The sequence below is a fragment of the Rhodospirillales bacterium genome (genome assembly GCA_016872535.1).
In the GTDB taxonomy this organism is placed as follows: Bacteria; Pseudomonadota; Alphaproteobacteria; order Rhodospirillales; family 2-12-FULL-67-15; genus 2-12-FULL-67-15.
This window is the reverse complement of sequence record VGZQ01000081.1, coordinates 1-14,021: the sequence shown is the minus strand read 5'-3', so window position 1 is coordinate 14,021 and position 14,021 is coordinate 1. Positions and strand designations below refer to the sequence as shown.

At 67.3% G+C, this 14,021-nt stretch carries 14 protein-coding genes; 6 read left to right on the top strand and 8 right to left on the bottom strand.

Annotated elements, in window-relative coordinates; all coding sequences use genetic code 11:
• Positions 1-293 precede the first annotated feature (293 nt).
• Together FJ311_13690 and ccrA are read right to left on the bottom strand one after the other, a co-directional pair.
• Positions 294-1,955 carry an acyl-CoA dehydrogenase gene (locus FJ311_13690; GenBank protein MBM3952489.1) on the bottom strand — a complete coding sequence of 554 codons (1,662 nt, stop codon included), beginning with the start codon at positions 1,953-1,955 and terminating at the stop codon, positions 294-296.
• Position 1,956: 1 nt separating this feature from the next.
• A complete protein-coding gene (ccrA, locus tag FJ311_13685) occupies positions 1,957-3,261 on the bottom strand; it encodes a crotonyl-CoA carboxylase/reductase (protein MBM3952488.1) in 1,305 nt (434 codons plus the stop codon).
• A 206-nt stretch (positions 3,262-3,467) separates the two neighbouring features.
• On the opposite strand from ccrA, the gene FJ311_13680 reads away from it, so the two are divergent.
• Positions 3,468-5,519 (top strand): protein meaA, encoded by a 2,052-nt coding sequence (locus FJ311_13680; GenBank protein MBM3952487.1) that lies wholly within the window; start codon positions 3,468-3,470, stop codon positions 5,517-5,519.
• On the opposite strand, the gene FJ311_13675 is transcribed toward FJ311_13680, so the two are convergent.
• On the bottom strand, positions 5,464-5,715 hold the full coding sequence (locus FJ311_13675) for a DUF1127 domain-containing protein (protein ID MBM3952486.1): 252 nt from the start codon (positions 5,713-5,715) through the stop codon (positions 5,464-5,466). The genes FJ311_13680 and FJ311_13675 overlap by 56 nt on opposite strands.
• Before the next feature lie 144 nt (positions 5,716-5,859).
• Between FJ311_13675 and FJ311_13670 the strand changes: the two genes are divergently transcribed.
• Complete coding sequence (locus tag FJ311_13670) at positions 5,860-6,762, top strand: transcriptional regulator GcvA (protein MBM3952485.1); 903 nt, start codon at positions 5,860-5,862, stop codon at positions 6,760-6,762.
• A gap of 52 nt (positions 6,763-6,814) precedes the next feature.
• Here the strand turns inward: FJ311_13670 and FJ311_13665 are convergent, their stop codons facing one another.
• The 3 genes from FJ311_13665 to FJ311_13655 all read right to left on the bottom strand — a co-directional run bounded on the left by FJ311_13665 (position 6,815) and on the right by FJ311_13655 (position 9,517).
• Positions 6,815-7,036 carry a hypothetical protein gene (locus tag FJ311_13665; GenBank protein MBM3952484.1) on the bottom strand — a complete coding sequence of 74 codons (222 nt, stop codon included), beginning with the start codon at positions 7,034-7,036 and terminating at the stop codon, positions 6,815-6,817.
• Between the two features lie 138 nt (positions 7,037-7,174).
• Positions 7,175-7,612, bottom strand: a complete 438-nt coding sequence (locus FJ311_13660; GenBank protein MBM3952483.1) for a hypothetical protein — start codon at positions 7,610-7,612, stop codon at positions 7,175-7,177.
• A gap of 72 nt (positions 7,613-7,684) precedes the next feature.
• Positions 7,685-9,517: an aminopeptidase P family protein gene (locus FJ311_13655; GenBank protein ID MBM3952482.1), complete on the bottom strand. Its 1,833-nt coding sequence runs from the start codon at positions 9,515-9,517 to the stop codon at positions 7,685-7,687.
• 381 nt (positions 9,518-9,898) lie between these two features.
• Between FJ311_13655 and FJ311_13650 the strand changes: the two genes are divergently transcribed.
• Entirely contained in the window at positions 9,899-10,285 is a 387-nt protein-coding gene (locus FJ311_13650; protein MBM3952481.1) for a DUF1127 domain-containing protein, read from the top strand.
• Between the two features lie 63 nt (positions 10,286-10,348).
• Here the strand turns inward: FJ311_13650 and FJ311_13645 are convergent, their stop codons facing one another.
• On the bottom strand, positions 10,349-10,669 hold the full coding sequence (locus FJ311_13645) for a hypothetical protein (GenBank protein ID MBM3952480.1): 321 nt from the start codon (positions 10,667-10,669) through the stop codon (positions 10,349-10,351).
• On the bottom strand, positions 10,666-11,274 hold the full coding sequence (locus tag FJ311_13640; GenBank protein ID MBM3952479.1) for a TlpA family protein disulfide reductase: 609 nt from the start codon (positions 11,272-11,274) through the stop codon (positions 10,666-10,668). Before FJ311_13640 ends, FJ311_13645 begins: the two co-directional genes overlap by 4 nt.
• A 39-nt stretch (positions 11,275-11,313) precedes the next feature.
• Between FJ311_13640 and argH the strand changes: the two genes are divergently transcribed.
• From argH to lysA, 3 genes are all read left to right on the top strand, one after another.
• On the top strand, positions 11,314-12,765 hold the full coding sequence (gene argH / locus FJ311_13635) for an argininosuccinate lyase (GenBank protein MBM3952478.1): 1,452 nt from the start codon (positions 11,314-11,316) through the stop codon (positions 12,763-12,765).
• 19 nt (positions 12,766-12,784) lie between these two features.
• On the top strand, positions 12,785-13,042 hold the full coding sequence (locus FJ311_13630; protein ID MBM3952477.1) for a hypothetical protein: 258 nt from the start codon (positions 12,785-12,787) through the stop codon (positions 13,040-13,042).
• Positions 13,043-13,048: 6 nt separating this feature from the next.
• The coding region (gene lysA / locus FJ311_13625; protein MBM3952476.1) for a diaminopimelate decarboxylase at positions 13,049-14,021 on the top strand (973 nt) is incomplete at its 3' end.

The window sequence follows — 14,021 nt, the reverse complement described above, 5'->3', positions numbered from 1 at the left end:
CCAGCCTCCTGCTCGCGCAGGATGCCGATGATCTGCTCTTCCGTGAACCTCGAACGCTTCATTGTCCGTCTCCCTCCAAGGAGACGGACTCTACCTCAATCCGGAGGAAGTTCCGGGGCTCAGGTCATCAACCAAGCGAGCCTGTATCACGTGAATGGGCTTCTATTTGGCAGATATTGAAGGACGATTTGGACAGGCTTGAAGTAGAGTTGAAGCAGCTCCATTAGTTTAAAAGCGCAGAACTTTTTCTCTGATAAATTTGTACCGCAGCATCTATTCTTGCATTCCTAGCGTCAGTTCCGCCGCGCCAGCAGTCCGCGCGCGACCACGTGGGCCTGAATCTCGGCCGCGCCCTCGAAAATATTGAGGATGCGCGCGTCGCACAGCACCCGGCTGATCGGGTATTCGAGCGCGTAGCCGTTGCCGCCGTGGATCTGAAGCGCGTTGTCGGCGTTCGCCCAGGCGACGCGGGCGGCGAGCAGCTTCGCCATCCCCGCCTCGATGTCGCAGCGGCGGTCCTGGTCCTTTTCGCGCGCGGCAAACCAGGTCAACTGGCGCGCGATCATGGTTTCCACCGCCATCCACGCGAGCTTGCCGGAAACGCGCGGGAACGCGGCTATGCTCTTCCCGAACTGCTTGCGCTCGTGGGCGTAGGCGAGGCCGAGTTCGAGCGCGTTCTGGGCGACCCCGACCGCGCGCGCGGCGGTCTGGATGCGCGCCGATTCGAACGTCGCCATCAACTGCTTGAAGCCCTGGCCCTCGACGCCGCCGAGGAGTGCCTCGCCCGCGACATAAAACCCGTCGAAACCGATCTCGTATTCCTTCATGCCGCGATAGCCGAGGACGGGAATCTCGCCGCCCTTCATGCCTTCGGCGGGAAAGGGATTGTCGTCGGTGCCGCGCAGCTTTTCGGCGAGGAACATGGAGAGCCCGCCATAGCCGGGATCCTCCGGGTTGGTGCGGACCAGCAGCGTCATCAGGTCCGAGCGCGCGGCGTGGGTGATCCAGGTCTTGGCCCCGGTTACGCGCCAGCCGTCGCCGTCGCGCGCGGCGCGGGTGCGCAAACTGGCGAGGTCGGAGCCGGTGTTGGGTTCTGTGAAGACGGCGGTCGGCAGGATTTCGCCGGACGCGATGCGCGGCAGGTATTTCTGCTTCTGCTCGGGCGTGCCGCCAAGCCGGATTAGCTCGGCCGCGATCTCGGAACGGGTGCCGAGCGAGCCGACGCCGATGTAGCCGCGCGCGAGTTCTTCGGTCACCACGCACATGGCGGTCTTGCCGAGGCCGAGCCCGCCCCATTCTTCCGGCACCGTCAGGCCGAACACGCCGAGGTCGGCCATCTCGGCGATCAGATCGTCGGGGATCAATTGGTCGGCGAGGTGCCAGCCGTGGGCGTGCGGCTGCACCCGGTCGGCGACGAAACGGCGAAACTGTTCGCGCGTCAGTTCCAGGGTTTCGTCGCCGAGCGCGAGCGCGCCGAAGTGATGGCCGTCGGCGATCAGCTCGGCGATGCGCCCGCGCGTCTCGGCGGTGTTGCCGGCGCGGATCAGGGTTTCGACCGCGGGCGCGGCGAAGGCGCGCGCGTCGCTCTCGCCCAGCCCCAAGTCCTGCGGCCGGACGGTTTCGCCCTGGGAAAGGGCGATGCCGCCGTGCATCTGCGCCAGGTATTCGCCGAACGCCGCGGCGAGGATCAGGCGTTCCAGTTCGCCGAATTGCTTGGTGTCGTCCAGCCGCCGCGCCCAGGCGAGCATTTGTTCGAGCGCCGCGACGTAGGTGGCGAACCAGGCGAGCCCGTGGGCGGCGAACTGGTCCTTTTCGAGCTTGGCGGAATCAAGCTTGCCGTCGGTGGCAACCCGCGCGCCGACCGCGGTCTTGGCGGCGGCGAGCAATCCGTTCGCCGCCCGAAGCGCCTCGGCGGCGAGCGCAAGCAGATCCTTGGGCGCGCCCCCCCGATCCATCTCAGCCTTCGAGGCAGTCCTCGAGGGTGCGCCGGCCCGGATGCTTCGCCTGCACCAGCACCGCCATGTTGCCGGGCTTGTGCTCGTTGCGCATCATCTTCATGTGCGCGAGCGGGATGTCGTCCCACGAAAACACTTCCGACATGCACGGATCGATCTGGCGCGCGATCACCATCTGGTTGGCTTCGCTCGCCTGCTTCAGGTTGGCGAAGTGGCTGCCCTGCACGCGCTTCTGGCGCATCCACACGAAGCGCGCGTCGAAGGTCAGGTTGTAGCCGGTGGTGCCGGCGCAGAACACGACCATGCCGCCGCGCTTGACCACGAAGCAGGAGACCGGGAACGTCGCCTCGCCCGGGTGCTCGAACACGAAATCGACGTCCTTGCCCTTGCCGGTGATGTCCCAGATCGCCTTGCCGAACTTGCGGCATTCCTTCATGTACTCGGCGTACGCCGCCGGGTCATCGACGTCGGGCAATTGGCCCCAGCACTTGAACTGATTGCGGTTGATGGCGCCCTTGGCGCCGAGCTGCAGCACGAAATCGCGCTTGCCGTCGTCGGAAATGACGCCGATGGCGTTGCCGCCGGCGGCGGCGATGATCTGCACCGCCATCGAGCCCAAACCGCCGGCCGCGCCCCACACCAGCACGTTGTGGCCGGGACGCAGGATGTGCGGATGATGCCCGAACAGCATGCGGTAGGCGGTCGCCAGCGTCAGCGTGTAGCAGCCGCTTTCCTCCCAGGTGAGATGCATCGGCCGGCGCATCAACTGGCGGTCCTGGACGCGGCAGAACTGGGCGAACGATCCGTCCGGCGTTTCGTAGCCCCAGATCCGCTGCGATGGCGAGAACATGGGATCGCCGCCGTTGCACTCCTCGTCGTCGCCGTCGTCCTGATTGCAATGCACCACCACTTCGTCGCCGACCTTCCAGCGCCGGACCTTGGAGCCGACCGCCCAGACGATGCCGGCGGCATCCGATCCGGCGACGTGATAGGGCGCCTTGTGGATGTCGAAGGGCGTCACCGGCTTGCCGAGCGCGGCCCAGATGCCGTTGTAGTTGACGCCCGCCGCCATCACCATCACCAGCACGTCGTGGCTGTCGAGTTGGGGCGTGTCGACCACCTCGATCTTCATCGCCGTGTCGGGCGCGCCGTGGCGCTCGCGCCGGATGCACCAGGCGTACATGCGCTTCGGCACGTGGCCCAAGGGCGGAATTTCGCCGACCTCGTAGAGATCCTTGATCGCGCGATCGGGATTGAGGGGAACGACGGTTTGCTGGGCGGGTGCGGAAAGGGTGGACTGGCTCATGGCAACTCCTCGTCGGTTCGCGCCTGCGAAAAAGTACGAACGCTCCGCCGTCCGGGCGGCCTTAATCCCATCCCTTGAAAGAGTTAGGAGGTTTTCTGTTTTATTGCAATGCACAATTTGCTAGCGTGTCCCGGTGTCCGGCGACGGGCGGCCAAGGCGATGGAATTGCGGGCGAATCCCGAGCATTCCCGAATGCAAATCGTGTCATGAGCGAACCCCCGAAAAACGCCGCCAGTCCTTCGGCGCCGAATCCCCGGGCCGATCCGAAGGCCGACGCGCCGTGGGTGATCCGCACCTATTCCGGCCACAGCTCGGCTAAGCGCTCGAACGAATTGTTCCGCGCCAATCTCGCGCGCGGCCAGACCGGGCTTTCGATCGCCTTCGACCTGCCGACCCAAACCGGACTCGACCCCGATCATCCATTAAGTCGCGGCGAGGTCGGCAAGGTCGGCGTTCCGGTCGCGCACTTGGGCGATCTGGAGGCGCTGCTCGACGGCATTCCGCTCGCGCGCATGAACACCTCGATGACCATCAACGCCCCCGCCGCGTGGCTGCTCGCGCTCTACGTCGCGCTCGCCGAAAAGCGGGGTGCCTCGCGCGCCCAGCTCGCCGGCACCACCCAGAACGACATCCTCAAGGAATACCTCGCGCGCGGGACCTACATCTTCCCGCCCAAGCCGAGCCTCAAATTGACCGCCGACACGATTGCCTTTTGTGCCCGCGAGATGCCGAAATGGAATCCGGTCAACATCTGCTCCTACCATCTGCAGGAAGCCGGCGCGACGCCGGCCGAGGAAATCGCTTTCGCGCTCGCCAACGCCGTCGCGGTCCTCGACGCGGTCAAGGAATCGGGCCAGGTCGCGGCGGTCGAATTTCCGGCGCTGTTCGGCCGCATCAGCTTTTTCGTCAACGCCGGGACCCGCTTCGTCACGGAAGTGTGCAAGATGCGCGCCTTCGCAAGGCTTTGGGACGAACTCGCGCGCGAACGCTACGGAATCGCGGACGCCAAGCTGCGCCGTTTCCGTTATGGGGTGCAGGTCAACTCGCTCGGCCTCACCGAACAGCAGCCGGAAAACAACGTCTATCGGATTTTGCTGTCGATGCTCGGCGTGGTGCTGTCCAAGGACGCGCGCGCGCGCGCGGTGCAACTGCCGGCGTGGAACGAAGCGCTCGGCCTGCCGCGCCCGTGGGACCAGCAGTGGTCGATCCGCATGCAGCAGATCGTTGCTTTTGAAACCGATCTGCTCGAATTTCCCGACATCCTGAACGGCTCGGCCGTCATCGAGGCGAAGACCGCCGAGATCGAGGCCGCCGCGCGCGCTGAACTGGCGGCGATTGCGGAGATGGGCGGTGCGGTTGCCGGCATCGAAAGCGGCTACATGAAGCGCCGCTTGGTCGAATCGAACGCCAGGCGGCTCGCCGAGATCGAGGCCGGCGCGCGCAAGGTGGTCGGCGTCAATTGTTTCACCGAGGCCGATCCGTCGCCCCTCGGCGCGGGCGGCGAGGGTTTTCTCAAGCCCGATCCGGCGGCTGAGGCGGAGCAGATCGAAAGGATCGCCGCCTGGCGGAAAGCCCGCGATGGCGCCACGGTCGCGTCCGCGCTGGCGGCGCTCGAGGCGGCCGCGCGCGAAGGCCGGAACGTGATGGAATCCTCGATCGCCTGCGCCAGGGCGGGCGTCACCACCGGCGAATGGGCCGATACGCTCCGGCGCGCCTTCGGCGAATACCGCGCGCCGACCGGCATCGCTGGCGCGCGGGTGGGCGACGGCGAAGGTTTGGAATCCGCGCGCGCCAAGGTGCTGGCGCTCGGCGCCCGTCTCGGCCGACCGCCCCGGCTGCTGGTCGCCAAGCCCGGCCTCGACGGCCATTCCAACGGCGCCGAACAGGTGGCGTTGCGGGCCCGCGACGCCGGTTTCGAGGTGATCTACGAAGGTATCCGCGCGACGCCGGAACGGATCGTGCGCGCGGCGCTTCAGGAAGGCGCCGACGCGGTCGGCGTCTCGGTGCTGTCGGGCTCGCACCTGGCCCTGGTCGCGGCGGTGCTCGAAGGCTTGCGCGCCGAGGGCGCCGCCGACGTCCCGGTGGTGGCGGGGGGCATCATTCCCCCCGCCGACGCCGAGATCCTCAAGCGGCAAGGCATCGCGCGCGTCTTCACGCCCAAGGACTACGACCTGAGCGCCATCGTCGCCGCCATTGCCGGCCTCATCGGCGATTCGGTCGGATCAGTAGGTCGGTCCGCGTCAAGCCGATATCCTTGAGCGTGCGATCGTCGAGCGCCAGCAACAGGGCGCGGGTGCGGGCATCGCGCAAAACTTCCGTGCGCTCCCGATTGCCGATTTCGCTGAGATCGCTCGGGCTGGCGCCAATCAACGCCAAGCGGTGCCGGGCGTGCCTTAATCGTCGGCGGTTGAGCCACACTGTCACGGCGGGCCATGCGCGGATTTCTTGATTCATTAGAATTTCTCCACCTTATAGGAACGGTTCGGGCTATCTCGCCCGTGTATTTCCAGGCCATTAGGGGTAAATTATGGCACGGGCGCAAAGCATCGTTTTTTGGGATATCATTAGTTTTTCTCATTCAGTGAGGCGCTCCCCGCCATGCCGCGTCGTCTGCCGCCGCTCAATGCGCTGAAGGCCTTCGAGGCCGCCGCCCGTCATGGAAGTTTCACCAAGGCGGCGGCCGAGCTGTGCGTGACTCAGGGCGCCGTCAGCCATCAGGTGAAGGCGCTGGAAGACACGCTGCGCGTGCGGCTATTCCAGCGCCTGCGCCAGCGCCTCGTCATCACCGACGCCGGACGCACCTATCTCGAGGTGGTGCGCGACGCCTTCGACCGTCTCGCATTGGGCACCGAACGGTTGCAACGACGGCAGAACGCCGGGACGTTGACCGTGACCACCTCGCCCGACTTCGCCGCCAAGTGGCTGGTCCATCGTCTCGGGCGTTTCGCCGAGGCCCACCCGAACATCGAGCTTCGCGTCAGCGCCTCCATGCATCACGTCGACTTCGCGCAGGAAGACATCGACATGGCCGTCCGCCACGGCGACGGCCACTGGCCGGGTCTGCACGTGACCCGTCTCTTCCCCGAAGAATGGTTGTTCCCGGTTTGCAGTCCCAAGCTGATGCGCGGGCGCGGTGGCTTACGCACGCCCGCCGATCTTCGTCGGCACACTCTTCTGCACGTCAACGACCGCCGGCTCTGGACCCGTTGGCTGGCACACGCCGGCGTGGCCGATGCCGTGCCCGAGGGCCCGATTCTCAATCACATGAGCCTCGCCCTCGATGCCGCCGCCGACGGCCAAGGCATCGCCATGGCGCGCACGGCGCTCGCGGCCTGGGACTTGGCCGCCGGCCGGCTGGTCAGGCCGTTCGCGCCTACGCTTCACGCCGATTTCGGCTATTGGATCGTCTGCCCGCAGGCGCGCGCCGACCTGCCGAAGATCACGACCTTTCGCGCCTGGCTGCTCGCCGAGGCGGCGGCGGAGCCGAAGCGAGCGCCATAGTCGACACAATCGCGGCGTTGATCGGCGGGCGCGTCCGCTCGCACGGCGTAAGCTATTTCGCCGTGCGGATGCTCGCCGGGCCGCCCTTGAGGGCGATGCGCTGGCCGGTGTCGGTCAGCTTGCCGTCCTCGAAGCGGAACACCATCAGGTCCTTCTCGACCATGTTCTGGGTGGCGACGGTGCGTCCGTCGGCGCTGAAGGCGATGCCCTGCGTCCAATGGCCGAGCTTGGCTTCCGCGACCTTGGTTAGTTGGGTCTTCTCGACCTTGAACATGAGAAGCCGCCCGCCCGGATTGAAGTGCGGCGATTCCTTCGCCTTGTTGCTGCCGTCCTGCAGCGCGACGGCGAGGTGCTTGCCGTCGGGCGCGAAGGCGTCAAAACGCCAAGCCCCGGCGCCGCTGCTTGCGTTCGGTTATTCGGTCGGGCGGCTTTCGCCGCCGGGCGCCATCACCGGAATCGCCTCCACGTCCTTGGGCGAGGGTGGGTCGCGGTCGATCAGCGGCTTCATGGATTCGCGCAAGAATTTGATCACACCCGCGTGATATTCGGGCCGGATCAGGGTCCAGGTCAGGAACAACCCGCCGCGCGCGTCGTATTGCAGAACCTCCGGATCGTTGAGCAGCGCACCGATCGACTTGGCGAGATCGCCGCTGGCGCCGACCATGACCCAGCCCGGCTTGGCGCCCGAATGCCAGATCACGAAGACGCCGCCGCCCGCGAGCCCGGCGCGCTGGACGTTGAAGGTTGCGAACTTGAAGAAGTTGCCGTTCTTGTTGCGGACCCAATTGAGCGGGACCGGCCCCGACAGCGGCGGCGGTTTTTCGTCCTTGCTTCCGAAGATGGGGGCCATCGCGGCGTCTTTTTCGAGGGGTTTTCGATTATTTTCGACAGGCCATTCGACCAGAGACTGGTTAGAAAACCGTTAACCGCCGCGCAACGGGCGGGTGGCCCGGGTCAGCCAGGTCCGGGTCCGGCGGTCGAGCAAAGGCGCGAGCGCGCGGCGCACCCGGGCGTGGTAGGCGTCGAGCCAAGCGATCCCGTCGGGGGCCAACAGCCGGGAATCAATAAGCGCGCGATCGATCGGGGCCAGCGTCAGGGTTTCGAATCCGAGCAGCGGCACTTCGGCGCCGCGCGGCGCCCTGATCCGCCGCACCGCCACCAGGTTCTCGATCCGGATGCCGTAGGCGCCGGTCTTGTAATAACCGGGTTCGTTGGACACCACCATGCCGGGCCGAAGCGCGGCCGCGCTGCCGCCCTTGGCGATGCGCTGGGGGCCTTCGTGCACGCCGAGGAAGTGGCCGACGCCGTGACCGGTGCCGTGCTCGTAATCGAGTCCGGCGCGCCACAGCGCTTGGCGGGCGAAGGCGTCGATCTGGCGCCCGGCGGTGCCCTCGGGAAAAACCAGCGTGGCGACGGCAATGTGGCCCTTGAGCACGCGGGTGAAGCGATCGCGCATCTCCGCGCTGGGCCGCCCGACGGCGACGGTGCGGGTCACGTCGGTGGTGCCGTCGAGATATTGACCGCCGGAATCGACCAGAAAGAGCTCGCCTGCCCGCAGGCGCCGGTTGGTGCGCGCCGACACCCGATAATGGACGACGGCGCCGTTCGCGCCCGCGCCGGAAATGGTCGGAAAGCTCGGGCCTTGGAAATCCTCGACCTCGGCGCGAAATGAATCGAGGATGCGGGCCGCGCGCATTTCGTCGACATCGCCTTTGGGCGCCGTGCGCGCGAGCCAGGCGAGAAAACGCGTCAACGCCGCGCCGTCGCGCCGATGCGCCCGGCGGATGCCGGCGAGTTCCGCCGGCGTCTTCGGCGCCTTGGCGTCCTGGCAGGGATCGTAACCGGGCACGATGCGGCCCTTGGCGGCGGCGAGTCGCTCGAAAATCCAGGCGGCCGCGGTCTCAGGGCAGACGTGAATCCGTCGCCCGGCGCGCGCGAGCGCGTCGAGCGCCGGACCGAATTCGGCGGGCGCGCGCACACGGGTACCCCGTCCGAGGTGACGGCGCACCTCGGGCGTCAATTTGCGCGCGTCCACGAACAGGTCGATTTTCCGGTCGGCGTGCAGTAGGCCGAAGGCGAGCATCAGGGGCGTGTGCGGCACGTCGCCGCCGCGCACGTTGAGAAGCCAGGCGATCGAATCGGGGAGCGTCAGAACCAGCGCGTCGGCGCCGGCCCGGCGCAACGCCTCGGCGATGCGCGCGCGCTTGGCGGCGTGCGGCGTTCCGGCGAACCGGAGCGGATGGACCCGCGCGGGTGCGCTCGGCGCGGGCGGCCGGTCGCGCCAGAGAACGTCGATCGGATTCTCCGCGCAGGCGACCGCTTCGCCCGCGATCGGCGCGAGCGCGGCGCGCAAGTTTCGCACCTGCGCTTGGGTCATCAGCCAGGGATCGTAGCCGACGCGCACCTTGCGCCCGGCCTCGGCCGCGAACCAGCCGCCGGGCGTGACGTCGGCGGACGACCGCACGCGCCACAGGCGGGAATCGACCTGGTCGCGCGCCTGCAGCGTGTAGCGCCCGTCGGTCAACAGCGCCGCCTTGGTCGGCAGCACCACCGCGGTGCCGGCCGAACCGGTGAATCCGGTGAGCCAGGCGAGGCGCTCGGCCGAGGGGGGCACGTATTCGTTCTGGTGCTCGTCGGCGCGCGGAACGACGAAGCCATCCAGTTTCCGGCGCTTCAGTTCGCGCCTGAAACGGTCGAGGCGTTCTTTCGCGTCGGGCGCGGAGGGGGATTCGGCTGATCGGCGAGGGCGGCGCATGGCGGAAGTCCTAGCAAACGGCGTAAACCTTCGCACCGGCCGGGTTTCGCTCATCCGTTCCTATGGCCAACAATAAGGGCGAGAGGGATACCTCCGACCATACAATGGTCATATATGGAACGCATAACTGATATTTAAAGATGTATACCGTGTATAAAAAATATAATAAAAACAAATAATTAAATAACTTATACGAAAACGCATTTACGTAATAAAATTATCATTGAAATTTATTTCATGCGTTTTGTGCATTGCTGCGGTGCAATAATTATGCTTATCCCTGCACCGACCATGACTATCTTTAGTTCAGGAAAGGCGGGAACGCCGAAGCGGCATGAAGCGCGCTTCTCCCGCGAAATACCCGAGAACAAGGATACGACCATGTCCACCAATCCCCTCGTCGACCGCCGGATCGAGCAGTATGCCGACCAGCTGGTCTACAAGCCCGAAGACGTCTGGCGGTTCGAGCATAAGGCGCGCGAAATTCGCGCCCGCGAATTCGCCCGTGTCGTCCGCGCGGGCTGGAACTGGGTCAAGACCTATCTTGTCGAACCCATCGCCAGCGCGATTCGCGCCGAACGGGCCTATCGCGAACTGATGGCCCTCGACGACCGCACCCTCGCCGACATCGGTATTTCGCGGAGCGAGATTTCCGGCATCGTCGCGCGTTCGATCGCCCCGCGCGCCGACGCCAAGCGGGTAGTTTCGGTAAAGGCGGTGGCGACGGTTCGCGCTCCCGCCGGCGTCGAGGAAAAGCGCGTCGCCTGATCCCGACGCTTCGGCTTTCGATGCGAGCGGCCGGCCCCGGAGGGCCGGCCGTTTCGTTTTTTGCTACTTCGTCGCCGGGGCGTAACCCCGGCGGCGCATGCACTCGACGACCAGTTTGTCGATCCGCACGCGGGCGTCGTGACGGGCCATCATGGCATCATAGGAATCGGGTCGAACCAGGCCATCGTCGCCGAAAATCCGTTCGCGCCGGCTGCCGCGCTCGACCTCGGCATGGGCGAGGCGGCGGCAGTCGCGCTCGTCGGCGAGCGCGCGGGCCTCGTCCGTGCTCGGTTGCTGCCAGCGGGTCGGCGTCGCGTCCTTCGCCGCGCACGCGGCGAGGGCGAGCGCGGCGATAAAAACCGGAAATGACCGCCGGGTGTTCATGTTTTCGCGGCGACGCCGACGCAGCGGCGCACCGTCTCGATCACCGGGCCCGAATCCCAGGCGGCGAGGCCGACGACGCGGGCCACCTCGCGGCCTTCGCGATCGACGATCAAGGTGGTGGGCAGCCCGGCGATCTTGAGCGCGCGGCCGACCGCGCCGCCCTTGTCGATCAGGATCGGCAGGGTCTTGAGACCGTGCTTGCGGTAAAAGGATTCCACGACCGGCGCACCCTCGCGGTCGGAGGAAAGCGCCAAGACCTCGATGCCTTCGCCCTTGAGCCGGGCGTTGAGCCGGTCGAGATCGGGCATCTCCTTGACGCAGGGCACGCACCAGGTGGCCCAGAAGTTCACCACCAGGCCGCGGCCCCGCCAATCGGCGAAGCGGCGCTCGCGGCCGTCCTGGTCGAAGAACGGCGTTTCGACCAGCGGTTTGGGCGGCCGGACGGTGGCGAAATTAACGAATTCGCCGGCGGGCGGCGCGCAAGTTCCGCCTTGCGCCACAGGTTGCGGACTTGCAACCGGGCGGCCGATGGCGACAATCGTTCCCGCCGCCAGCACCGCGACGGCGACCGCGCCGGCCGCGACGATTCCGTTCCGGATGTTCATGGGATTATTATACCACTTCGGCCGAGCCGGAGGCTTGGGATGACGACGAAAAAAACGCGAAAGCCGTCCGGCAAGAAAAGCCGCAAGACCGGCGCGGACGCAAGCGCGATTTGGGGCGGCCGGTTCGCGCAAGGGCCGGCGGCGATCATGGAGCGGATCAACGCCTCCATCGACGTCGACCGGAAGCTTTACCGGCAGGACATCGCCGCCTCGCGCGCGCACGCCCGCATGCTGGCGGACGCCGGCATCATCGCGCGGGCCGACGCCCGCGCCATCGACCGGGGCCTCCAACGGATCGAAGCCGAAATCGCCGGCGGACGCTTCCCTTTCCGCCGCGAATTCGAGGACATTCATATGAACGTCGAGGCCCGGCTCGCCGAAATCGTCGGCGCGGCGGCCGGTCGGCTGCACACCGCGCGCTCGCGCAACGACCAGGTGGCGACCGACTTCCGCCTGTGGGTGCGCGACTCGCTCGACGCCCTCGACGGACAGTTGCGCGCGTTGCAGGCGGCCCTGATCGGGCAGGCCGGGCGCCACGCCGCCGATCTGATGCCCGGCTACACCCATCTGCAGGCGGCGCAGCCGGTGACGCTCGGCCACCATCTGCTCGCCTACGTCGAGATGCTCGGGCGCGACCGCTCGCGCGCCGCCGATTGCCGCCGCCGCCTCAACGAATGCCCGCTCGGCGCGGCGGCGCTGGCCGGCACGTCGTTCCCGATCGACCGCGCCGCCACCGCGCGCGCGCTCGGCTTCGACCGTCCGGCGGCCAATTCGCTGGACGCGGTTTCGGACCGCGACTTCGCGATCGAATACCTGGCGGTCGCGGCGCTCGTCGCCGTGCATCTCTCCCGGCTCACCGAGGAGATCGTGCTGTGGTCGAGCGCGCCGTTCGGTTTCGTCCGGCTGCCCGACTCGCTCACCACCGGCAGTTCGATCATGCCGCAGAAGCGCAACCCGGACGCGGCCGAACTGGTGCGCGCCAAGGCCGGGCGCGTGTTCGGCGCGCTGCAAACCCTGCTCGCGGTGATGAAGGGTCTGCCGCTCGCCTACGCCAAGGACATGCAGGAAGACAAGGAACCGGTATTCGACGCCGCCGAAACCCTGGAACTCAGCCTCGCCGCCATGACCGCGATGATCGCCGAGGCGCGCTTCGACGCCGCGCGGATGAAGGCCGCCGCCGGCCAGGGCTTTGCCACCGCGACCGACCTCGCCGACTGGCTGGTGCGCGTCTTGCGCTTGCCGTTCAGGAAGGCGCATCATGTGGTCGGGCGGCTGGTGAAACTGGCCGAGGCGGGCGGGCGCGGGCTCGAGGACTTGAGTTTGGCTGACATGCGCGCGATCGAGCCGGGGATCACCCAAGACGTCTACCGCGTGCTTGGCCCCGCCAACTCGGTGCGCTCGCGCACGAGCTTCGGCGGCACCGCGCCCGCCAACGTCGCGCGCGCCGTGGCCGCGGCGCGGCGGCGCTACCTCGGCCAGCGGATGAAATGACGGCGAAGGGATGACGGCGATGGACGACGAGACCGGACGAACGACTCGCCGCGCGGCGCTGGCTATTTTCGCGGGGCTGGTTCCGTTCGCGCTCGCGGGCTGCGGGCGGAGATCCCTGCCCAAGGCGCCCGAGGGCTCGACCTATAATCAGCCTTACCCGACCCGGCGTTCCATGGGCCTGCCGCCCGAGGACCGTCCCCCGGACGCGTCGAAGGAAGACGAGGACGAAACTCCGCCCGCCGTCGATCCGCTCCGGCCGCCTGCCCTTCGGTATTAGAAAATCATGGATCATTTCCACTACCGCGCCGGCGAATTGTGGGCCGAGGACGTACCGCTTGCGCGCTTGGCCGCCCGGGTCGGCACGCCATTTTATTGCTATTCGAGCGCGACGCTGGCGCGGCACTACCGCGTGTTCACCGAGGCGCTCGCCGGCCTCGACGCCACCGTCTGCTACGCGCTCAAGGCGAACGCGAACCGCGCCGTGGTCGCGACATTGGCGCGGCTCGGCGCCGGCGCCGACGTGGTTTCGGGCGGCGAGCTGATGCTCGCCCGCGCCGCCGGGGTGCCGGCTTCGCGCATCGTCTTTTCCGGCGTCGGCAAGAGCCGCGCGGAGTTGCGCCAGGCGCTGCGCGCGGGCGTGATGCAGATCAACGTCGAATCGGAACCCGAACTGATGGCGCTCGAGCGCGAGGCGCGCGCGCTGGGGCGCGTCGCGGTCGTCGCGCTCCGCGTCAATCCGGACGTGGACGCGGGCACGCACGCGAAGATCACCACCGGCAAGAGCGAGAACAAGTTCGGCGTCGAATGGACCGGCGCGCGCCGCCTCTACCAGCGCGCCAAGTCGCTCTCCGGCGTGCGGCTGGCGGGGATCGCGGTCCACATCGGCTCGCAGATCCTCGACCTCGCGCCCTTTCGCGACGCCTTCGTCCGGGTCCGCGACCTGATCGTCATGCTGCGCGCCGACGGCCACGCCATCGACCGGCTCGACCTCGGCGGCGGCCTCGGCATCCCTTACGACGGCGCGGCGACGCCGGCGCCCACGCCGGCCGACTACGGCCGGCTGGTGAAGGAGATCTTCGGCGATCTCGGCTGCCGGCTGGTGTTCGAGCCGGGCCGGCTTCTGGTCGGCAACGCGGGCGTGCTGGTATCGCGCGTCCTTTACGTCAAGGAGGGCGCGACGCGCACCTTCGTCGTCGTCGACGCAGGCATGAACGACCTGATCCGGCCTTCGCTCTACGACGCCTACCACGCCATCT

Bases quoted from the DNA above. Each gene is read 5' to 3' on its own strand.
- FJ311_13690 (MBM3952489.1), bottom strand. From the start codon at position 1,955: ATGGATCGGGGGGGCGCGCCCAAGGATCTGCTTGCGCTCGCCGCCGAG.
- ccrA (MBM3952488.1), bottom strand. From the start codon at position 3,261: ATGAGCCAGTCCACCCTTTCCGCACCCGCCCAGCAAACCGTCGTTCCC.
- FJ311_13680 (MBM3952487.1), top strand. From the start codon at position 3,468: ATGAGCGAACCCCCGAAAAACGCCGCCAGTCCTTCGGCGCCGAATCCC.
- FJ311_13675 (MBM3952486.1), bottom strand. From the start codon at position 5,715: ATGAATCAAGAAATCCGCGCATGGCCCGCCGTGACAGTGTGGCTCAAC.
- FJ311_13670 (MBM3952485.1), top strand. From the start codon at position 5,860: ATGCCGCGTCGTCTGCCGCCGCTCAATGCGCTGAAGGCCTTCGAGGCC.
- FJ311_13665 (MBM3952484.1), bottom strand. From the start codon at position 7,036: ATGTTCAAGGTCGAGAAGACCCAACTAACCAAGGTCGCGGAAGCCAAG.
- FJ311_13660 (MBM3952483.1), bottom strand. From the start codon at position 7,612: ATGGCCCCCATCTTCGGAAGCAAGGACGAAAAACCGCCGCCGCTGTCG.
- FJ311_13655 (MBM3952482.1), bottom strand. From the start codon at position 9,517: ATGCGCCGCCCTCGCCGATCAGCCGAATCCCCCTCCGCGCCCGACGCG.
- FJ311_13650 (MBM3952481.1), top strand. From the start codon at position 9,899: ATGTCCACCAATCCCCTCGTCGACCGCCGGATCGAGCAGTATGCCGAC.
- FJ311_13645 (MBM3952480.1), bottom strand. From the start codon at position 10,669: ATGAACACCCGGCGGTCATTTCCGGTTTTTATCGCCGCGCTCGCCCTC.
- FJ311_13640 (MBM3952479.1), bottom strand. From the start codon at position 11,274: ATGAACATCCGGAACGGAATCGTCGCGGCCGGCGCGGTCGCCGTCGCG.
- argH (MBM3952478.1), top strand. From the start codon at position 11,314: ATGACGACGAAAAAAACGCGAAAGCCGTCCGGCAAGAAAAGCCGCAAG.
- FJ311_13630 (MBM3952477.1), top strand. From the start codon at position 12,785: ATGGACGACGAGACCGGACGAACGACTCGCCGCGCGGCGCTGGCTATT.